We start from the raw sequence: 21,073 nt of genomic DNA, 5'->3' as shown, positions 1-21,073 counted from the left end.
TGCATACCTAGAGCTCTTTCCGAGTTAGCTGGCTGCTTTGCGACTATTTTTATATCAGGAAACTTAGCAAAAACGTCTTCAGCTCCTTTTACACGATCCATGTGAGTTTGATGTCCCATTATACCTGTTATTAAAGCTACCTTTCCCTTGCCATTCAGGCTTTGGGAAATAAACGAACCTGCTACAGTGCCTCCTTGATAGTTATCAGTTCCTATGTAACAAGCTTTTTTGTCCCAAGGTGCATCGGTGTCAATTAAAAGCACGGGAATCCCAGCTTGGTATGCTTTTTCAAATGTTGGTATAAGCTCCTGCGATCCAGAAGGTGCTATGCAAAGGGCATTAACTCCTTGCGTAATGAGATCTTCAACAATTTGTACTTGTTGTTGAACATTGACTTCTCGGTCCGGAGCTAAAATAGTTGCTTCAACATTATGACTTTCCATAGCTGCCTCGACACCCTTTTTCATTGTTAACCAAGAATCACTATCCAGCGCCTTAAAAACTACTCCTATACGATATTTGTTATCCTGGGCTTTCGATGGATTAGCAATGAGAGCGACCATAAACACCAATATCAACAACCCCAACAAAACTTTACGCATTTCTCCTCACCTCTCATGCATGCACTATTTTGCAATTTTACTAAAATTGCCCCGATTCTGAATAAATTATACAATGTTGATAAAACCCTCACCTCCTTCACTAGAAATATTATGAAATATTATACCATACTATAAAACAACCTTCCAAAATTGTAATTAACTGTTATTATTTTGTCCAGCGGCAAATGGAATAAGATATTTTTGGGTTTGATAATTTCATTGACGAGCTGATATAAGAAATTATTGTTAGAGGTTGCTAAAAAAAGTGTATGAATCTCCTAATATAGACCTCAGTTTGAACCGAAATTAAGCAAACATTATCTATAGTAAGTATCATTCGTAATGTCATTAGTTAATACAATAATGTATATTAGAATTTTCAGCGGTCTTGGTTATTTATTCTTAGGAAACCTTTGGCTTCTCTGCGTATTTGAGGTATAAATTAACTATATACGGTGTTTATAGTATGTAGGCTGTGGGGGTGTATGCTTTGCTTTGGAAGATTGGTATCGTCGGGTTTGGGAACGTCGGACAAGGTTTAGCTCACATTTTGAATCGCAAGAAAGAGGCATTGCAACAGCGTTACGACTTTGAATTTTTGGTGACCTTCATTGCAGATCCCGTTAGAGGTTCCCTATTCAATGAAGACGGATTGGATTTAGATGCTGTATTGAAGGAAATGGCTCAGAAGGGGTCTTTGAAAGATAGGCCGGAGTTTACAGCTGAAGGGACTTTACAACTAATTGAAAGGGCAAAAGCCAATATCGTCGCCGAGGCGACTATTACTAATCTAGAGTCAGGAGAGCCTGGGTTGTCGCACATGCGCAAGGCTCTTTCAGTCGGATCCCATGTCGTTACCTCTAATAAGGGACCTATAGCCTTAGCTTTGGAAGAACTGGAAAGCGTCGCCAAAGAAAATGGTGTTTGTTTGAGATATGAAGGTGTAGTTCTATCGGGTACGCCCTGCATAAATATGGTGTTGGAATGCATGAGCGGGTGCGATGTAAAGTCCGTAGCGGGTATTGTTAATGGTACAACTAATTATATATTGAGCAAAATGGAAGAGGGCTACGACTATCTTGAAGCTTTGATGGAAGCGCAAAAAATGGGATACGCCGAGTCGGATCCGACATCAGATGTAGAAGGCTGGGATTCTGCAGTAAAAGCGACTATAATGGCGAAGTTATTTTTTGGGGCGAATGTTAAAGTTACTGATATCGCACGACAGGGTATAACAAAGGTTACAAAAGAAGAAGTGATCAAGGCAAAAAAAGGAGGAGAGCGCATTAAATTAATTGCAGAGGTCAGAAAAGAGGGGAACGAGATTTTGGCAAGCGTATCTCCCAAGTTCATTCCCGTTAGTCATGCTTTAGGTAACGTGATGGGTCCTACAAATGCATTGACAGTGGCTACAGATCACTTAGGAGAGGTGACTGTCATAGGTCCCGGGGCGGGAAGAATAGAAACAGGTCAGGCATTGTTGTCCGATATTTTAGCCATACACAGAACATGCCTTTGCTCGGTGCATTGAATTTATTTGGACACTGTTTAAGTATTTTTACTCATAGGGGTATACTTTGGAATACCGAGGACTCGCATGACATCCCTGTTATCATATGAACGTAGAATGAAAATTAATGAAATAACGGAGGTGTTAGGTCATGAAGAGACCTTGGGTTCCTGTTTTAGGTGCTTTGCTCGTATTGTTAATCGGTGGTTCTGCCTTTGCCTTTTATGGTTCCGGCCCTAGGAGTATGTGGGGTGCCGGTCGGGGAGGACCGGGAATGTGGGGAGGATGGTGCCCCGGTCCTGCCTACATGTGGGGCGGTTACGACGGTGACGATGACTTTGGGGGGCGAAAAGGATTAGGGGGATACCCCTATAGATATGAAGTCCCGGCAGAGATAGCCCAGAAGATGCGCGATCTCGAGCGCACTCAATTAGAATTAAGAATGTTGTTTTTGGAGGATAAATTAGATCAAAAAAAGGCAACGGAGCTACATGAAAGGATTTTATCTCTGAGAACGGATGTCTCCCGATGGCAATTTGAGCAGTGGCTTAAGGGTATAGAGCAGCGACAAAGCGGTGCACCATCGAATAACCAATAAAATTAAATGAAAATTACACAAAGGGTACTTGGATAATTTCTAAAACTAGGTTACTATATTGTTACAAGACAATTTTAGGAGGCGTTTAGATGAGGGAGGGGTTACTGACGTTCAGGGTAATTTCCAACACGCCCGAAGAGGTGGCGTTCAAGGGCGTCGGTAATGCCTCAGAGAAAAATAAAACGATATGTTTGTGTCCGGAGAGGGTTGGGGTGTCCTGCCCTCTCCAATTTTTTTATCTTAAAGGAGGCGACTGAAGTGGAGGATTTGACGCTCAAGGAAAAATTGGGGGTAAACGAGGTTAGGGTGTCTGGCTATTTGCATTTTCTTAGCGGCGAATCGATAAAGGAAAACAGATGTGGAAGGTACTTTCAGTGTTCTCTGCGAAGGGATTTCATCGATATAAACGGGGAACCCAGGCATGACTATTTGCTTATGAGAACTTATGATCCTCAAATCGAAGAAACTTTATGCTCTCTCGAAGATGGCGCTCCCATTTACATCGAGGGAGAGGCCCGCTCCTCTCTCGGCAGCGGAAAGATGTATATATTGATAAAAAGCGTGACGCCTCTTTCTTGAACGGTGCCTTAAAAGGGCAAGCTTGAATTATAAAAGAGCTTGCCCTAAAATGGTTAATAGAATTTAGGTATTACTAATAATGTTAATATATACCTAAATAGAAATCGCCGGTGGAGATGACTGAATGAATATGACTACTGAGGAGAAAAGGAATTTTCGAATAACGGGAATGACTTGTGCGACATGCGCAATGACTGTCGAAAAGGCATTGAAAAAAGTAGAGGGGGTTAAGTTTGCCGCTGTAAATTTGGCGACTGAAACGGCGTTTGTTCTTTTAGAGAAAGATGTTCCCCAGAGGGTTTTGGAAGAGGCAGTCGAAAGGGTAGGTTACGGTGTAACCTATGAATCTCAAGAAAACTTTGAAGCCCGACGTTACAGGGCATCTAAACGAAACGTTATATTCGCATGGTCTATAACGGTTCCTCTAATGTTATTGATGTTTTTGCATATGGCGGGATATCATATTTCGTGGTTTTATTACGCTGAAACAATAGCCTCGGCATTGGTCATATTTATAGCAGGAAAACAGACGATAAAGGGGGCATGGATCGCTTTATCTCATTTTCATGCTAATATGGATGTTCTCGTTTTTTTAGGATCCCTCACTTCATTGATAACTGCCCTATTAGCCTCGGTCGGTTTATTTGAGACGTCTTTTGGAAGCATAGGGGCAATGATTATGTCAATTCATCTGACTGGACGTTTTATAGAATCACGCCTGAGGGACAAAGCCTCCAAAGAAGTAAAGGCGTTACTGAAGCTGAAAGCCCAGGAAGCAAGAGTTATCACCGAAGATGGCAAGGAAATCTTAATGCCCATAGAAGCCGTAAAGCAGGGATTTTTGATAGCAGTTAAACCGGGGGAGCGCATTCCCGCAGATGGTGAAGTTGCAGAAGGAGTCTCTTCCGTGGATGAAGCGATGATCACGGGCGAACCGATGCCCGTTCTTAAAAAATCGGGCGATAAAGTTACTTCTGGCTCTCTTAACCTATCGAGTTTCCTCAAGGTTCGCGTTACTCAAGTCGGTGAAGATACCTTTCTTTCGCAGATGATATCATTAATTCAGGAAGCTCAGGGTTCAAAGATTCCCATTCAGGCTCTTGCGGATAGGATTACAAATGTTTTTGTTCCAATAGTGACTTTTCTTGCTCTGCTATCGGGTGTGCTATGGGCTTTTAACGTTGAAGAGTGGGGAAGCTTTTTAAACCATGCTAAACAGATTTTGCCCTGGGTTATCGAGTCCAGAGATCCTCTGTCGGTAGGAGTTTTTGCCTTTGTTACAACCATAGTGATCGCCTGCCCCTGTGCGCTTGGTTTAGCGATACCAATGGCTTTAATAACGGGAACGAACAAGGCTATGCGTCAGGGGCTCATAATAAGAAATGCAGAGGCCATACAAACTACAAAAGATGTAGGCGTCGTTATCTTCGATAAGACTGGTACCCTTACTTTGGGATCACCCAAGGTTGTAGAGCACAACCTTACAGAAGAAGTGGCAAATATCGTTGGAAACCTGGAGTCCCTGTCCAATCACCCTTTAGGGAAAGCTATAGCTGAATTAAAGAAAGGCGATGTCGAGATAAATGATTTCGAAGAGATAGTTGGCGAAGGCATCAGAGGTACGGCAAGGGGTCAATCATACTTGGTCGGAAGACCGGAAAATCCTCAAAGATATCGTCAATTACTTGAGAAGGGCTACACAGTTGTCGAAGTAATGAGGGATGGTTCTATATTGGGCTACATTGGGGTATTTGACCCAATAAGGGAGGATTCCTTTGAGGTTGTGCGTCGCCTTAAGAGCATGGGTGTAGATGTCGTGTTAGCCACAGGCGATGGCGAGGGAACAGCTAAAGTGGTCGCAAGTGAATTGGGTATAAAGGACTTTTATTGGGGCGTTCGTCCGGATGATAAGGTCAATATAGTAAGACACTATCAAGGAGCGGGCAAAAAGGTTATGATGACAGGAGACGGCATGAATGACGCTGCTGCTTTGAAAGCTGCCGATGTAGGTGTGGCCATGGGGAGCGGCACAGATCTGGCCATAGACAGTGCAGACGTCGTAATATTAAATGGTGGAGCCTCAAAGGTTGTGGATCTCATCGAGATTTCGAAAGAAACCTTTAGTGTAATTAGACAAAATTTGGCCTGGGCTTTTGGATATAACGTTATAGCGATTCCTTTGGCAATGTCTGCCTTGCTGCACCCAATTATTGCCGAAGGAGCTATGGCTTTGAGTTCTATATCAGTAATATTGAATTCGTTAAGGATAAAAAGTGTTTGAATGAAAGGAGTATCTTTATGTCCGAAGAAAGGATTTCAGACATTCCCGAGAGGGATGAAATACCGGAGGAATATAAGTGGCGACTGGAAGATCTCTATCCGAATGTAGAGGCCTGGGACGAAAGGTTACGTAATCTGGAAGTTAAAGTGGAGGAATTGCAAAGAGCCGGCAAGGACATTGTATCTTCGGCCAGATCGCTTTTGAATGCTCTTAAGCTCAGGGACGAAGTTGCGGAGGAGTTGGGAAAACTTTATGCCTATGCTTCTTTTAAATGTCACGAAGATGCCCGTGATACAAAGGCTCAATCCATGGTGCAACGCGCTTCTTTGATGTATCTGCGCTTTTCCGAGGCAGTATCCTCTTTTGTACCCAACATAATATCGTTGGGTCCGGAGGGAGTCGAAAGGTATTTAACCGAGGACCCTAGCCTTGATTTATACAGGGTTGAACTTGCCAGGATAATGCGCCTTAAGGGTCATATTCTTTCTGTTGAGGGGGAAAAATTGCTTGCCATGTCCGGAGATGTGGCGAGAGTTCCCGAAGATATATTTTCCTTCTTAACAAATGCAGATATGGAGTTCCCGAAGATCAAAGACGAAGAAGGAACGGAGGTGGAACTATCCGAGGAAAGGTATTCATATTTTTTACACAGCAGAGACAGGCGTTTGCGTCGCGATGCTTTTAAAGGTCTTTTCTCAAGTTATAAAAAAGTTAAAAATACCCTTTCTGCCACCTATTTGGGAAGCTTAAAAAAGGACATGTTTTATGCCAAAGCGAGGAATTACGACAGAACACTGGAGGCCTCGCTTCATCCCGAGAACATCCCGACAATCGTTTATGAAAAAGCGTTAGAAACGATAAACCAATGGCTGTTTCCCCTTCGGCAATATGTATTGTTTAAAAAAGAAATTTTAAACCTGAATGAGATGCATTTTTATGACCTTTATGTTCCTCTTTTTCCGGAACCCAAGACGAGATACAGCTTTGATGAAGCAAAAAATATCGTCATAGAGGGCCTGTCTCCTCTGGGCGAGGAGTATCGGAAAGCTCTTCTGGGAGCCTTCGAAAACAGGTGGTTGGATGTGTACGAAAACAGGGGCAAGAGGAATGGGGCCTACTCTTGGGGCGTTTACGGAGTACATCCCTACGTGCTTTTAAATTTCAACGGGACCTTCAGGGACGTCTTCACCTTGGCTCACGAAATGGGACATGCGATGCATTCCCATTTTACTTTTAAAAACCAACCTTACGTATATTCCGGTGTCAGCATTTTTACGGCCGAGGTCGCTTCAACGACTAACGAAATATTATTGCTTGAACACATGATTAAAAGAGCTAACAATAAAGCCGAAAAGGTCTATTTGATCAACTATGGATTGGAACAGGTGCGCACCACGGTCTACAGGCAATTGCTCTTTGCGGAATTTGAGCTTCAAGTGCACGAAAGATTGGAGAAAGGTGTTCCCTTAACGAATGAAGACTTTAGCTCCATATGGAGAGATTTGTATGAAAGGCATTACGGCGATACTTTATTTATAGATGAAGAATTGCCTTTGGAATGGGCCAGAATTCCGCATTTTTATAATGCCTATTATGTTTACCAATACGCCACCGGCTATTCGGCTGCCACTGCAATTGCTGCGAGCATATTGAAAGACGGAAAGCAGGCGGTGGATCGCTATTTGAAGTTTCTTTCCTTGGGCGATTCCATGGATCCCGTTGACGCCTTGAAGGTAGCGGGAGTGGATATGACTTCACCTCAACCATTGGAAATGACTTGTAAAAAATTTGAGGAAGATTTGAACACGTTAAAAGAACTGATACTAGAAGGGTAAAAAGTAAAGTAAGGAGGAGATTTATGGATGGCGCATTTCATACTGGACGTTCCGGATATGTCGTGTCAACATTGCGTTAAAAGAATTTCCAAGACTTTAGAAGAGCTGGGTTTAACGGAATTTAAAGTGAACCTGGAAAACAAGACGGTCGAAGCAGATACCGATGACATTGAAAGCGTCATAGAAACTCTGGACGAAATCGGATACAAAGCCACGTTAAAAAACTAAGCGCTCTTTGTGTATTTGTCGGCTACGCAGGAAGCGGCGAAGGCATCCGGTTTTATATGGGCCACGTAGCCGCTTCCTTTTACCATGCCGACGACCATATTTAATATCTCCCTCGTAAGACCCTTTTCTCCGACGTCGAGGTGTATCTCAAGTAATTGTCTATATTGTTCGCAGAGGATGATGTCTTGAGCGAGAAGTTGGAGTATTTCGCTTGCAAGCGTAAGGCTCATCGATGTTTCCGTTAAGATGCGCTCCTTGATGGAGTAGGGTTTTGAATCGTAGGTTTTTTTGTAAAAATAAATCCCACCCCGTCCAATTCTGTGGACCACTATTGCGGAAACGAAAAGCGTACTGTTGATTAGAAGTTGTGAATCGGTTCCAACTATTATCCGATAATTTCCCTCTTGAGCCATAAAGTTGCACATTCGTTTGATCACTTGGTCGAGTTCGAGAGGACCGTAAGTAGGGCTAACGAACACAAAAGATCATCTCCTTCTTCGTCAAGGGTTAAATTCTATTATATTTTAGATCACATTATATTGCATCAGTCTTACGGATTCGCTACACTTTATGCTTCAAATGATCGTTTTTTATGTTAATCTATTGACAGTGGGAGGTGGACTTTTATGAAATCATTGGCTTTTAAAATGGGCGACGATACCCTTCTTTGGGAGTGCCAGTATGACATAATAAATACGACAACTCGAGCGGGATCAGTAAGACCCTTCGACGTAGAGCAAGCTTTGAATTCCCCAATAGAATCGCCTCGTTTGGAAGAACTTGCTGCCGGTTGCCGCAAGGTTGTCGTTTTAGTGCCCGATATCACACGAGCCTGGCAGGGAATAGACAGGATGTGCGTAGCCGTCAGAAAAAGGTTGAGCACAGCAGGCGTAGGTGAGGTAACTTGGCTTATAGCTACAGGTCAACATCGCAGGATGTCGGGTGATGAAGAAAGGGCAGTTTTAGGCGAAGCGAGAAAACCTCAAGACCATGTCCTGTGTCATCAATCCACCGAAAATTTAACGGATACCGGTAAGGTAACCAGCCGCGGCACACCTATAGTGATACAAAAAGATGCCTATGAGGCAGATCTTTTGATCCTCTTGGGAGGCATTTGCTATCACGATTTGGCCGGCTTTGCAGGGGGAAGAAAAATCATAATTCCGGGCATAAGTTCAAGAGAATCGATCCAGGCAAACCACCGTAACGGATTGATCGGAAATGAATTTAATGAAAAAGTTACCTGTGGCGAGCTCGATAAAAACCCTGTAGCTCTAGATATGGAAGAATATACAAAGGTTGTTTTGAACAACAAAAAATCATTTCTTTTAAACGTAATAACTGACGAGAGAGGAAAACCACATTCGTATGTAGCAGGGAATTTCTTGGAGGCCTGGAGAAAAGGAGTAAGAGAAGCTCAGGCTTTACAGACCATATGGGTGGATGAGCTTGCAGATGTTGCCTTTGTCTCATGTGGCGGTTATCCCTATGATTTAGAGCTTTACCAGGCGACAAAAGCGCTGACGGCCGTATATCATGGCATCAAAGATAGGGGAGGCATAATTTTGGTTGCGGAGCTCAGGGAAGGCATGGGTACTCCCATTTTCGACAGATTTATGAGGATTGCAATGGGTGACTTAGTTGTAGCGATAGAGGAACTGAAGAAGGATTTTACAATTCCTGCTTATATAGCTACTAAAACGGTTCACGAGCTTCAGGGGCGACGGTGTGCCTTAGTCACAAAAAACAAGAACGTTGCCTTTCCGGGACTTATAACAGACAATATAGAAGAGGCAGCAAATTACGTTTTGGGCGAGGCTTTTGCCGGAAGGGCTTTGTACATACCTACCGGGAATGCTGTTCACGTAGAGAAAGTTAAGAGGGAGGTGTGAAGCGGTGTTATACATAGTTATATTTTATATGGCTGTGCTTCTTTTAATAGGTTGGTGGGTTGGCAAGGTTTATGTCAAGGGGATGACTGACTTTTTGCTTGCGGGCAGAAGGCTCGGAATTGTCCTTTGTGCCGCTACTCTTGCTGCAACGCATTTTGGGGGCGGTGCAGTCATGGGTGGCGGAGAGTATGGTTTCAGGTATGGGCTGTCCGGAGCGTGGTATGGTGTTTCCTGCGGCATTGGATTAATTTTATTGGGTTTGGTTACGGCGAGAAAATTTCGCGATCTGGCCTTTTATACCGTCCCGGATTACCTGGAGAAGCGCTATGGTGGCAAGACTATTAGGGCTCTCGGTTCATTGCTTTCTATAGTTGCTTTAATAGGAATTTTGGCAGCACAGGTGCTTTCGGCCAGAGGAGCTTTGGGTATTTTGGGAATAACCGGAAATACCGGAGCAATTCTGGCGACCCTTGTCTTCATCATGTACACCACTGCGGGGGGGATGTGGGCTGTAACTTTAACCGATTTAATACAGATGCTTCTTGGAGCTATCGGAGTTATAGTTGCAGCATTTGTAGTTTTGGGACATACTGGAGGTTTTGGAGGTCTGGAATCGCTTCTTCAAGCGAAAGCCGTGGGGCCGGAATATTTGAGCATATGGGGAATGGGAACCGCAAGTATCATGTGGTTGCTCGTCCCTACAGTGATGTACACTCTTATAGGTCAAGACTTTTACCAAAGGCTTTTTTCTGCTAAAAATGGGACAACAGCTAAAGGAGCTGCCCTGGTAGGCGGCATTGTTTTGGTAATAGTCAGCTTTTTCCCTGCCATTATGGGCATGGGTGCCAATGCTTTGGCAGATCTGGAAGATCCGTCGATGGCCGTACCCTGGATATTAAAGAACATGATGGGACCATTGCTCGGCGGAGTGATCCTTGCTGCGCTGTTGGCTGCCATTATGTCGACGGCAGATTCATTGTTATCAGCTGCCACATCTCATATTGTAAAGGACTTCTGGATTGAAATATTTCATGCTAGCGAAACAGATCAAGAAAAAGAATTGCTTAAGATTTCAAGAATTTCTACTTTTGTCATTGGTATATTAGCCTTGGTAATTGCATTGATGGTACCCGGTATCATAGATGCCCTGATTTATTCCTACACTATGTACACTGCAGGTGTATTTGTCCCCGTCATCGGAGGATTTTTATGGAAGGGCGCCACTAAAGCAGGAGCCTTAGCTTCTTTGGTCGTAGGCTCGATCGTTGCTTTATGGGGAATAGTTGGCGGAGTTTCGCTGTTTGGAGCCCCTGTGGAGATATTCGCTGCTTTAATTTCCCTTGTGGTTTTTGTAGTTGTTTCCCTGCTTACGAATAAATAGGGTGGGTAAAAAGTAAGAAAGTTTAATTTAATATAGTAATTACATACTTAAAGCCATTAAAGCCTTTATCAAAGGTTTTAATGGCTTTAAGTATGTAATTATAGTGTTTTATATCAACGTAGGCGGATTTTATTTCTTAACCGATCTATTCGTTTAGTTAATTCGGCCATTTTTTCCTTTCTTATCGAAGATAAGAAAGGTCTATACCTAAGAAAATTATCCATAGCTTTTTCGGCCCAAAGTAGGGCTTCTTTTGCGTTCTTGAGTTGATGTTCATAGATTTTGGATATTTCAACGGCGACGTCGATCCTTTTGTATTCCATGTCATATAACTTTTTAAAGAGAGACAAAGCTTCGCAATGATCTCCTTGCCTCTTGTATTCAATTGCCAGCTTCCATATGGCGTTTTTTGCCGGTGGAGTTAGCGAGGAAGCCTTTTCCCATAAGTGGCTGGCCTTATTTAAATCGTAGTTATACCAAGCATCTCCGGCCATATCGATTTCGTGTGGGTCGGTGCTCCTTCCGGAAAGGGTCAATGCCACTTTACTGAAGAGCATGTAAAGCGACAAAATATCCATCTTGTTGTGATAAAATACGCCACTTAATCCTGAAGCGTCTCCCGTTTTAAGAAATTGAGCGTAAAGTTCAGGTATGAGAAATCCCGGGACATCCTCGGTTTTTCTGTCGATGCCAAGAATTTGTTTTTCCACATTGGATAGGGTGCACGAGCCTATCCGCTTTTTCCAAAGCCTTCTTGCGAGGTGGAGTAGGTCTAAATGTCCGGTAGGTTCAATCGGTTCCATCCTTGATAGGATAAAGCGAGTGTTGATTAAGGGAAGATCGAAATTTTTGCCGTTATATGTCACGAAGGAAGGTTTGTAGGGAATTATTTCCATAAGCTTTTGGAGCCAGATTCCTTCGGCCCTTGGAGAGCACAAGAATAATTGACGAACGATAAATTGGTCTTGATCGAGCATGCCTATTCCTGCCAAAAAAGCGTAAGTGCCAGTCCCTCCGGAGAGCCCAGTTGTCTCCAGGTCAAAAAAGACCAACGGTTCCTTCGCTCCCCAATGGGAGAGGATTTGTAAGTGATTTTCCAACTCGCCCCGGTTTTTGTAAGGTAACATTTCATGCTTGCTCTCGCAAAAATATACGTCATCGTCCAAAAATTGCCCCGAGGGAAGGCCTTTTATAAAGGTTCTCTTCCTTTCTTCGTTCTTCCTCTTTGAGTTGTCTAGCAGAAATTTCATGTGTAACGGCATATAGTCGTTCATCTTATACCCTCTTGTGTGCTTAAAAGATTGAGCAAAGCGATGGTGGCATATTTTGCATTCATCGTTGCCCCCAAGGCGCCCGTACAGGCAGGACAACCATTCTTGCAGGGACAATTATATATTGCCTCAGAGGCTGCATCTATTAGTTTTTTCTTTAAGGCAAAGGCTCCATCCGCTAAGCCAACTCCGCCAGGAACGTTGTCTGCAATATATATACTGGGTGTTTCAAAAAAGGGATCTCGAACCATGTGATGTACTCTTATATCGCTGCGATCGCACATTAAAAACAAAGGTGCGACAACTTTCATCAGATGGGAGACACCCAAAAGCCCAGAACTCAAGAAACTTTCATTTAATGAGTCAATAAATTCTTTTCCCAGTTTAAACCAACATGCGGTTGTGTGCATTTCTTCCTCGTCCATGTAAATTTGTCCGTATCCGACATTTTCGTGAGTCATGAGCTTGATCTTTTTGTAAACCGTAGGTCTAAAGCTCAATAAAACTTCGCCTAAACCCCAATGGCCGTCCTCCTTAAATATATCCAGAACCTGCAAACGCGTAGCAAGATCTGCATCTGTATAATAGTCCACAGATACACGTTTCACATAGCAACGCAAACCCTTAGTATCCAGTTCGGTTACCTGATAGCTTTTTCCGTCATGAAAATATATCGCCTCAGGGTGGATCAGCATTGGCGCGCTTGGCCTGTCTACCTCTCCAATTACTTTAGGCTTATGCTGTTCAGTGATGTCGATGATCGTGTAGTTATCGTTCGTCGCGCTTCTTAGAGAAATATCCTGTGCGGGAAAGGAATCGCTTTGCCAAAAATATCTTGACCCGGCTTTATGTAAGATGTCATATTGGGCCAGGTATTCGAGCGCCTCTTTTGGTTTCGTTGAACCAAAGGGTTCATCTTCGGAAAAGGGCAGCTCGAAAGCTGAACATTTTACGTGATTGACGTAAATATATAAATTATTTGGATTGATCCTCGCCAACTCGGGTGATCCTCCAAAAAAGTAACTCGGTTTTGTGGCGATGAATTGGTCAAGAGGTCCGGAAGAGGCCACTACTATTGCCGCAGAATGCCCGAAACGCCTGCCGGCTCTGCCGATCTGTTGCCAAGCGGAAGAAATGCTGCCCGGATAGCCGTGTATTATGGCAAGAGAGAGGCTTCCTATATCTATCCCAAGCTCCAGGGCGTTTGTGCTAACGACGCCCAAAATTTTTCCGCTCTTGAGATTTCGTTCAATCTTTCTTCGCTCCTTGGGCAAATATCCGCCACGATACCCACTGACGAGATTTTCGTCTATACGCAGCTTTTTGAGGCCTTCCCTGATATATGTCAACAAGAGTTCAACGTTTATCCTTGACCTGGTGAACACTATAGTGCTTATCCCATTGGCTATTGCCTGAGTTGCAATGTCTGCCGTTGCAGAAATAGAAGACGCCCTTATCCCGAGCCCTTTGTTGATCAGTGGAGGGTTGTAAATCATTACGTGTTTTTCTGCCCTCGGTGCCCCGTTTTCGGCAATCAACTCAACGGGTTCCTCGATCAGCCCTTCGGCCAATTGCCCGGGATTCGAAATGGTGGCGGAACAGAAAATGAAGGTTGGATGTGATCCGTAGAAAGCGCAAATCCTTTTAAGTCGCCTTATCACGTTCGCCAGATGGGATCCGAAAATCCCTTTATATGTGTGAAGTTCATCTATTACCACGTATTGTAAATTCTCAAAGAGCTTTATCCATTTGGTATGATGAGGCAAGATCGCTGTGTGCAGCATGTCTGGATTTGTTATTACAACGTGTCCCGCAGCCCTGATCCTCGATCTCTCGTTTGGAGGAGTATCTCCATCATATGTATAGGTCGCTATAGAAACATCGATTCCCTCTGTTATAGAGTTAATCTCAGCTAATTGATCTTGACTTAAAGCCTTTGTTGGAAATATGTAAAGGGATCTTGAAGATTGGTCCTGTAGAATTGAATGTATTACCGGTATGTTGTAACATAGAGTTTTTCCGGATGCAGTTGGGGTGACGACAACTAGGTGCTTATTGGCCATTGCAAGGTCGATAGCCTTTGTTTGGTGTGTATATAGTTTCTCTATACCCAGTTTTTTTAAGGATTCAGAAAGTCTGGGGTCGATTTTCGGCCACGGTCCAAATTTTGCCTCTTGTGCGGGGATCTTTTCATAGGCAGCGATTTCCCCGGGAAGAATTTGAAGTGTTTTTAAAAATTCCGTTAAATCTTTCTTGTGCATGAGCGCTTCCAAACTTATACACCTCCAATTAAAGTTTAGCATTAGATAGAGGATCGGTAATTAATTTTTCTAAAAGTAGCTTATAATTTTTCGAGATCCCTGCGTCTTTCTTTGAGAGGAGTAGATGCCTTGTGAAGTATGTAGCTGTGGTATTGCCCATATTTGCAATTATGGGATTGGGATGGTTTTTGCGGCGCATAAAAGTTATCAAAGGCGATGTAGGTAATTTGGAAAACATTCTATATTGGGGAATACTGCCGGCCCTTCTTTTCAGGAGCATCTTTTATTCAGGAGGATTTGCGAAAGAGGATCTAAATTTATTGTATGTTGTGTATGTTTCTTTCATTATCATGCCCGCTGTCTCTTTTGTGATGTCTCCGTGGAAGAAAAATCCTCAAAGGCGGGGGGTTTCCCTCCTGACCTGCATGAGGTCGAATAACATTTATATGGGGATACCCGTTGTTTCTTTAGTTATGGGGGAGGTAGGGGTAACGGCAGCATCCAAATATTTAGGGATATCGCTTGTAGGTTACCATATTTTTTCCGTTGCATGCGGACAGCTCGGCCTTTACGGTAAACTTAACTTTAACGCTGTTTCAAAGACGCTAAAGGAATTAGTAAAAAATCCCTTAATAATTTCTTGTATTTTTGCTATGGTGTGTTCAGAAATATTTCGCATCAATTTACCTTTGTGGATTGACGAATCCCTTAAGATATTAAGCAATTCGGCCACAGCATTGGCGTTGCTTGCCCTGGGAGCAAACATACGCTTGAGGGAAATGGGCGAATCTTTGAAAGAAACTGGGATCGACACTCTGATGAAAAACGCCGTTTATCCTCTTTTGCTCATGTTTTTATTTTCCTTTTGGCCGGTTGGCCATAATGTTAGAAACGCTGTTATACTAGTTTCTGCAATGCCTGTTGCTGTAAACACATTCATTGTTGCCAAGGGCATGAATATGGATCATGACTATGCAGCCAGGCTTATCGCAACTAGCACTTTTGTTTCGTTAATAACTATTCCTTTATGGGTTGCTATTTTGTTTTAAATTATTGGCAAATGGGGAGTGATACTTTTATGGATATCAAGGTTTATACGAGCCCATCCTGTCCGGCTTGCGAAAAAGTTAAGGAGGTTTTATCTGAAAAGGGGATAGGTTTTGAGGTGGTGGATATTAGTCGCGATAGAAATGCGGCTATGGAGCTTGTCAGGCGAACTCATCAGCTGGCTGTGCCCGTGGTTCAAATAGGGGACAAATTCGTGGTTGGTTTCAACAAAGATCGTCTATTGAGCCTCCTAGAGGACGAAGGGATAATCAATTTGTAGATCGAGATTGCGGAGGGAATGAAGATGGCTCGGAATATTACACCACGAGAAAAAGATTATTCGCAGTGGTATCTGGATGTAATAAAAGCTGCAGAAATGGCCGACTACGCCCCAGTGAGGGGGTGCATGGTCATCCGCCCTACGGGGTATGCAATATGGGAATCCATACAAAGCCAACTGGACGAGCGCTTCAAGGAGACGGGGCACGTAAATGCCTATTTTCCTCTCTTGATTCCCAGTTCTTTCTTGGAGAAGGAAGCCAAACACGTTGAGGGATTTTCCCCGGAGTGCGCTGTCGTTACTTACGCCGGAGGCGAAGAGCTGGAAGAGCCTTTGGTTATCAGGCCGACGTCGGAGACGGTAATTGGGCACATGTACAGCAAATGGATACAGTCGTGGAGAGATCTTCCCATCCTGATAAATCAATGGTGTAACGTTCTTCGCTGGGAGAAAAGGCCGCGGCTGTTTTTGCGCACTTCTGAGTTTTTGTGGCAAGAGGGGCACACTGCCCATGCGACGAGAGAAGAAGCCCTCGAAGAGACTCTTCGAATGTTGGAAGTTTATCGTTCTTTCATGGAAGAGGTTCTGGCTCTTCCGGTGCTGACGGGCGAGAAGTCGGAAGGAGAAAGATTCCCAGGAGCGGAAAACACTTATACGTGCGAGGCTATGATGACAGATAAGCGTGCACTGCAGGCCGGAACAAGCCACTTTTTAGGCCAAAATTTTGCAAAGGCCTTCGACATAAGATTTCAGAATAAGGATGGGGAATTGGAATACGCCTGGACGACAAGTTGGGGTGTTTCCACGCGTTTGATAGGTGCAATTATCATGACTCATGCCGATAACGATGGCCTTGTATTGCCCCCAAATGTTGCACCCGTTAAAACTGTAATTTTACCGATAACTCCTGATCAAAATCTGTTACAAGAGAAAATATTGCCCGAAGCAGAAAAGATCTTGGAAAGGCTTAAGAAAATTTTAGGAGCAAATAGGGTTGTTTTGGATACACAATTTCATATGAGACCGGGCGATAGGTTCTTTTATCATCTTCAAAAGGGCGTTCCTCTGCGATTGGAGTTGGGAGAAGCAGAGATGAAGTCATCCCATTTACGTGCTGTAAGACGGGATACGGGTGAGGTGGTAAACATATCCTTCGATGCTGTAGAGAGAGAAGTTCCCAGGCTTTTAGAAAATATACAGAACACATTGTACCGGAGAGCAAGATCTTTCAGAGAGGAAAACACCTATCACGTGACTTCCTTTGAGGAATTTAATGAGGTCTTAAACAAAAAAGGAGGGTTTATCAAAGCATATTTTGCCGGCTCTCCCGAGGACGAGAAGGCCATAAAGGAAGCAACTACCGCTACCATACGATGTTTCCTGTTAAACGAGCCAACTGAGGGAACGTGTTTTTATACGAAAAAAAAGGGCGGCAAATTAGCCGTATTTGCCAAGGCCTATTAGCGATATGGGAATATTCTGGTCTGTGCAATGGGCGGCAGATGTTTTATGCACAGTTTTAAAGCTATTGCAAGCTTCGATAATAATTGAGTCTATTGTCAAGCGTGTATTATCATATAGTTAAACGCTATCTAATATTTCCCTTGGGGGGAGAAAGATGCTTACGGAGGCAAAGGTTAAAGCTGTTACGATAAGGCTTTATAAAGGAGATATAACTGCATACGATGGGGATGCCATAGTCAATGCAGCGAACAATCACCTTTGGATGGGTTCTGGGGTTGCTGGAGCGATAAAGAAAAAAGGAGGTGACGCAATAGAGAAAGAAGCAATCTCCGAAGGGCCGGTAAAAGTGGGGGAAGCAGTGGTTACTGGGGCCGGAAAACTGAAAGTTGACTATGTAATTCATGCTGTGGTGATGGACCAAGATCTTAAAACAAATGAGCGGTCGATAAGAGAGGCTACTCAAAGCGCACTAATGCGTTGTGACGAATTGAAGATCGAGCGCGTTGCCTTTCCGGCTTTGGGTACGGGCGTGGGTTCCATCGACTACGAGACATGTGCGGGGGCAATGTTGGAAGAAATGATGTATTACATAGAAGAAGAGGATACATCGCTAAAAGAAATTGCCATATATCTATATGATGATGAGGCCTATCAGATATTTGCCGAAGCACTAGTAAAAATAGTTTCCTGAAAAGCTATTTAAACTATTGGGAGGTGGATTAATTGTCACAGCAAGAAACTCAGAATGGCATTGACAATGTAAGACAAAGGAGCAGAAAAGAAACGTTAAGCATACTGTTAGGTGCCGCATTTTTGATGGCCACATCCTCGATAGGTCCGGGGTTTCTTACGCAAACGGCGGTCTTCACTAACCAACTCAAAGCCTCTTTTGCCTTTGCTATTTTGATTTCCATTATCATTAATTTGATAGTTCAGCTCAATGTATGGCGAATATTAGCCGTATCTAAGATGCGTGCCCAAGACGTGGCAAACAAAGTCTTTCCCGGTCTTGGATATTTTATTGCCTTTTTAGTTGCCTTGGGCGGTTTGGTGTTTAACATAGGAAACGTTGCCGGAGCATCTATGGGTTTAAATGTAATAGCAGGGATACCCATTGCATGGGGAGCAGTTATTAGTGCCTGTATAGGCATCATGTTATTTTTATACAGAGAAATGGGACGAGCTATGGATCAGTTCACTAAAATACTTGGTTTTGTCATGATAGCTTTGGTCTTATATACTGTCTTTGTTACTAAGCCGCCTGTTGGGGTTGCGACTAGAGAAGCTTTCATGCCCTCTCAAATCGATTGGATGGTCATCATTACGTTAATCGGAGGCACCGTCGGCGGGTATATTACCTTTTCAGGGGCCCATAGGCTTTTGGACGCTGGAATATGCGGTGTTGAGCATATCAAGGACGTGACGAGAGGAGCAACTAACGGCATCGTAATAACAGGTATCATGAGGATACTCCTGTTTTTGGCAATCCTTGGCGTTGTATGGGCAGGTCACACCTTAGATCCGCAAAACCCTCCGGCCTCTGCTTTTAGGTTGGGGGCAGGCGAGATTGGCTATAGAATTTTTGGAGTGGTGCTTTGGGCTGCCGGGATCACATCCGTCGTAGGTGCTTCTTTTACGTCCATATCTTTCTTGCAGACTTTATTTAAGGGAATTCAGAAGAATAATCGTTGGTGGATCATAGGATTCATCGTTACTTCTACTGTGGTCCTGATTACAATAGGTCAACCCGTGACGCTGTTGATCTTCGCCGGTTCGGTCAACGGATTGATCCTTCCTTTGGCTTTGTTGTCGGTCATGCTCGCAGCCCACAGAAAGGATATCATTGGAGAGTATCGACATCCTAAATGGTTGACCGTTACGGGGTATCTCATGGTGGCCATTACGTTGTGGATGGGCATTACTTCGCTGGGCAGAATATTTACTATGTTTGGATAGGATTGTTAAGGGCGGAAGGCGCTAATAGCCTTCTGCCCTTTATATTAGGGCATTAAGGGGTGTGTTTAATTGGCCGAATATCTTGAACCCAAGATCATGTGCGCCGGCGATAGTGCGGTAGTTATCGAATTCGGGGACAGTATAGATATGAAAATCAACGCCAGGGTTCAACAGCTTCGCCGATACATTGAAAACTCACATCTTTACGGCATTGTGGAACTGGTCCCAACATACAGGTCCCTGGCAATTTATTTTGATCCTCTTGCCGTAGGCGATATAGGCCTCTTCTTTGAAAAGCTCAAAAGCATGGCCCAAAGGACCAAAGGAGAAATTTCCAAAGGAGGACTTGTCATAGCAATTCCCGTCTGTTACGGTGGGGAATTTGGGCCTGATATGGAAAATGTTGCAAGCCATACGGGGATTTCGGAAGAAGAAATTATACGCAGGCATACAGCTCCGGATTACTATTGTTATATGTTGGGTTTTACGCCCGGCTTTTCCTATTTGGGAGGGATGGACGAGAGTCTCGCTACTCCAAGGTTGAAGGAGCCTCGAAAGGTGATTCCCGCGGGAAGCGTGGGAATAGCGGGAAAGCAAACCGGCATATATCCCATAGACAGCCCGGGAGGATGGCAACTGATTGGAAGGACTCCCTTGAGGCTTTTTGATCCTCAAGGCGAACAACCTTTTTTGATCGATGCCGGTATGTGGGTTAGATTTAAAAGCATCGACAGGGAGGAATACGACGAAATTGCATCCGAAGTAGCCTCGAGAACTTACAAGCCTGAAATATTGCAAAAAAGCGGTGATGTTGCATGATATTAGAAGTGCAGACTCCGGGATTGCTGACGACCGTTCAGGATTTAGGCCGATGGGGATATCAGGGAAAGGGAATGCCGGTGGCGGGGGCAATGGATCCACAGGCCCTGCAGATAGGGAATATATTGGTGGGAAACGATCCCAAGGAAGCTGCTTTGGAGATTACGGCCATGGGACCTAAATTGATTGTGGAGGAAGGGGAAGGGCTGATTGCCTTAGTTGGAGCGGAGCTGGGGTTTAATATTAACGGTGTCGGTGCGCCTATGTGGCAATCGATTAAGGTAAAAGCCGGTGACGAAATTTTAGTCGCTTCACCCCAGGGAAGAGGTTGCAGAGCCTATCTTTGCTTATCGGGCGGCATCGATGTCCCGGTGGTAATGGGAAGCAAATCTACCTATCTAAGGGCAAAAGTAGGCGGCTTGGAAGGGCGCCCCCTTAAAGCACAAGATAAGCTTTCCACGGGTCCTCTTAAACCCTTAACATGGCAGACGGCCGATTTCCAATGCCCCGAGCATCTGAGACCGGACAGAAGCGAAGATTCTCCATTGCGCGTGGTCTTGGGTCCACAAGACGATGCCTTCACGGAAAAGGGAATCAGGGCCTTTTTGGAATCGGAGTACACCATAACAAACGAGGCGGACAGAATGGGTTACAGGCTTGAGGGACCGGTGATAGAGCACAAATCCGGAGCGGATATTATCTCAGATGCCATCCCCTTAGGGGCAATTCAGGTTCCCGGCCACGGCAAGCCTATCTGCATGTTGTCCGACAGACAGACTACTGGAGGCTATACGAAAATAGCAGTGCTTTGTACCCCCGATATAGCTAATTTAGCGCAGCGAATGCCGGGACAAAGGGTACGTTTTAAGTCTATAACCCTTGAAGAATCCATAGCTGCCGTAAAGGTCGAAAGGGAACAGATAGAAGAGCTTTTAAGGCTTCGAGCTTCATACAGGACTCGCAAAGTTTTTCCCGGAGAGGGAAGGGTTAGGAAAGAAGTTTATCGCATGAGGCTCAAGATTCAAGAAGTGACTTATGATGTAACCGTTGAAGAGGTCGATTGAATTCT

At 44.1% G+C, this 21,073-nt stretch carries 20 protein-coding genes; 16 read left to right on the top strand and 4 right to left on the bottom strand.

Going from position 1 to position 21,073, the window contains the following annotated elements; genetic code table 11:
• Nucleotides 1-602 (bottom strand): sugar ABC transporter substrate-binding protein (locus BLU12_RS08790; RefSeq protein ID WP_143270393.1); only part of this gene is annotated, 602 nt, incomplete at its 3' end.
• Nucleotides 603-1,083: 481 nt separating this feature from the next.
• Between BLU12_RS08790 and BLU12_RS08785 the strand changes: the two genes are divergently transcribed.
• The 7 genes from BLU12_RS08785 (at nucleotide 1,084) to BLU12_RS08760 (ending at nucleotide 7,633) form a co-directional block, all read left to right on the top strand.
• Entirely contained in the window at nucleotides 1,084-2,133 is a 1,050-nt protein-coding gene (locus BLU12_RS08785) for a homoserine dehydrogenase (protein WP_234945592.1), read from the top strand.
• A gap of 130 nt (nucleotides 2,134-2,263) precedes the next feature.
• Nucleotides 2,264-2,710: a hypothetical protein gene (locus tag BLU12_RS08780; protein ID WP_057940679.1), complete on the top strand. Its 447-nt coding sequence runs from the start codon at nucleotides 2,264-2,266 to the stop codon at nucleotides 2,708-2,710.
• 89 nt (nucleotides 2,711-2,799) lie between these two features.
• Nucleotides 2,800-2,967 carry a hypothetical protein gene (locus BLU12_RS10150; protein ID WP_234945591.1) on the top strand — a complete coding sequence of 56 codons (168 nt, stop codon included), beginning with the start codon at nucleotides 2,800-2,802 and terminating at the stop codon, nucleotides 2,965-2,967.
• A gap of 1 nt (nucleotide 2,968) precedes the next feature.
• Nucleotides 2,969-3,289, top strand: a complete 321-nt coding sequence (locus BLU12_RS08775) for a hypothetical protein (RefSeq protein WP_057940678.1) — start codon at nucleotides 2,969-2,971, stop codon at nucleotides 3,287-3,289.
• Nucleotides 3,290-3,413: 124 nt separating this feature from the next.
• Nucleotides 3,414-5,570, top strand: coding sequence for a heavy metal translocating P-type ATPase (locus BLU12_RS08770; RefSeq protein ID WP_091462149.1), 2,157 nt, complete (start codon nucleotides 3,414-3,416; stop codon nucleotides 5,568-5,570).
• Between the two features lie 17 nt (nucleotides 5,571-5,587).
• A complete protein-coding gene (gene pepF / locus BLU12_RS08765; protein ID WP_091462146.1) occupies nucleotides 5,588-7,405 on the top strand; it encodes an oligoendopeptidase F in 1,818 nt (605 codons plus the stop codon).
• A gap of 27 nt (nucleotides 7,406-7,432) precedes the next feature.
• Nucleotides 7,433-7,633 carry a heavy-metal-associated domain-containing protein gene (locus tag BLU12_RS08760; RefSeq protein ID WP_009202318.1) on the top strand — a complete coding sequence of 67 codons (201 nt, stop codon included), beginning with the start codon at nucleotides 7,433-7,435 and terminating at the stop codon, nucleotides 7,631-7,633.
• On the opposite strand, the gene BLU12_RS08755 is transcribed toward BLU12_RS08760, so the two are convergent.
• Nucleotides 7,630-8,112 (bottom strand): ribonuclease H-like YkuK family protein, encoded by a 483-nt coding sequence (locus BLU12_RS08755; protein WP_091462143.1) that lies wholly within the window; start codon nucleotides 8,110-8,112, stop codon nucleotides 7,630-7,632. The genes BLU12_RS08760 and BLU12_RS08755 overlap by 4 nt on opposite strands.
• Nucleotides 8,113-8,259: 147 nt before the next feature.
• Here BLU12_RS08755 and BLU12_RS08750 point away from each other — a divergent pair, with 147 nt between their 5' ends.
• Together BLU12_RS08750 and BLU12_RS08745 are read left to right on the top strand one after the other, a co-directional pair.
• Nucleotides 8,260-9,525 carry a lactate racemase domain-containing protein gene (locus BLU12_RS08750; protein ID WP_091462142.1) on the top strand — a complete coding sequence of 422 codons (1,266 nt, stop codon included), beginning with the start codon at nucleotides 8,260-8,262 and terminating at the stop codon, nucleotides 9,523-9,525.
• A gap of 4 nt (nucleotides 9,526-9,529) precedes the next feature.
• Complete coding sequence (locus BLU12_RS08745) at nucleotides 9,530-10,906, top strand: sodium:solute symporter family protein (protein WP_234945590.1); 1,377 nt, start codon at nucleotides 9,530-9,532, stop codon at nucleotides 10,904-10,906.
• Nucleotides 10,907-11,019: 113 nt separating this feature from the next.
• Here BLU12_RS08745 and BLU12_RS08740 read toward each other — a convergent pair whose 3' ends face one another.
• Together BLU12_RS08740 and BLU12_RS08735 are read right to left on the bottom strand one after the other, a co-directional pair.
• On the bottom strand, nucleotides 11,020-12,180 hold the full coding sequence (locus BLU12_RS08740) for a ribonuclease H-like domain-containing protein (RefSeq protein WP_091462138.1): 1,161 nt from the start codon (nucleotides 12,178-12,180) through the stop codon (nucleotides 11,020-11,022).
• A complete protein-coding gene (locus BLU12_RS08735) occupies nucleotides 12,177-14,450 on the bottom strand; it encodes a DEAD/DEAH box helicase (protein ID WP_234945589.1) in 2,274 nt (757 codons plus the stop codon). Before BLU12_RS08735 ends, BLU12_RS08740 begins: the two co-directional genes overlap by 4 nt.
• A gap of 119 nt (nucleotides 14,451-14,569) precedes the next feature.
• On the opposite strand from BLU12_RS08735, the gene BLU12_RS08730 reads away from it, so the two are divergent.
• The 7 genes from BLU12_RS08730 to BLU12_RS08700 all read left to right on the top strand — a co-directional run bounded on the left by BLU12_RS08730 (nucleotide 14,570) and on the right by BLU12_RS08700 (nucleotide 21,068).
• A complete protein-coding gene (locus tag BLU12_RS08730) occupies nucleotides 14,570-15,487 on the top strand; it encodes an AEC family transporter (RefSeq protein WP_091462132.1) in 918 nt (305 codons plus the stop codon).
• A 29-nt stretch (nucleotides 15,488-15,516) separates the two neighbouring features.
• Complete coding sequence (locus BLU12_RS08725) at nucleotides 15,517-15,765, top strand: glutaredoxin family protein (protein ID WP_040348843.1); 249 nt, start codon at nucleotides 15,517-15,519, stop codon at nucleotides 15,763-15,765.
• Nucleotides 15,766-15,789: 24 nt separating this feature from the next.
• Nucleotides 15,790-17,229 (top strand): proline--tRNA ligase, encoded by a 1,440-nt coding sequence (gene proS, locus BLU12_RS08720; RefSeq protein ID WP_091462131.1) that lies wholly within the window; start codon nucleotides 15,790-15,792, stop codon nucleotides 17,227-17,229.
• A gap of 154 nt (nucleotides 17,230-17,383) precedes the next feature.
• The gene (locus BLU12_RS08715; protein ID WP_091462129.1) at nucleotides 17,384-17,920 is read left to right on the top strand and encodes a macro domain-containing protein; all 537 of its coding nucleotides are present in this window, start codon (nucleotides 17,384-17,386) and stop codon (nucleotides 17,918-17,920) included.
• Nucleotides 17,921-17,952: 32 nt separating this feature from the next.
• The gene (locus BLU12_RS08710) at nucleotides 17,953-19,185 is read left to right on the top strand and encodes an NRAMP family divalent metal transporter (protein ID WP_091462126.1); all 1,233 of its coding nucleotides are present in this window, start codon (nucleotides 17,953-17,955) and stop codon (nucleotides 19,183-19,185) included.
• Between the two features lie 96 nt (nucleotides 19,186-19,281).
• Entirely contained in the window at nucleotides 19,282-20,004 is a 723-nt protein-coding gene (gene pxpB, locus BLU12_RS08705; RefSeq protein ID WP_091462159.1) for a 5-oxoprolinase subunit PxpB, read from the top strand.
• Entirely contained in the window at nucleotides 20,001-21,068 is a 1,068-nt protein-coding gene (locus tag BLU12_RS08700) for a 5-oxoprolinase subunit C family protein (protein WP_091462125.1), read from the top strand. The genes pxpB and BLU12_RS08700 overlap by 4 nt, the downstream gene beginning before the upstream one ends.
• Nucleotides 21,069-21,073 lie beyond the last annotated feature (5 nt).

It is taken from the genome of Acetomicrobium thermoterrenum DSM 13490 (genome assembly GCF_900107215.1).
GTDB lineage: Bacteria > Synergistota > Synergistia > Synergistales > Acetomicrobiaceae > Acetomicrobium > Acetomicrobium thermoterrenum.
This window is presented reverse-complemented; position numbering and strand designations above follow the sequence as displayed.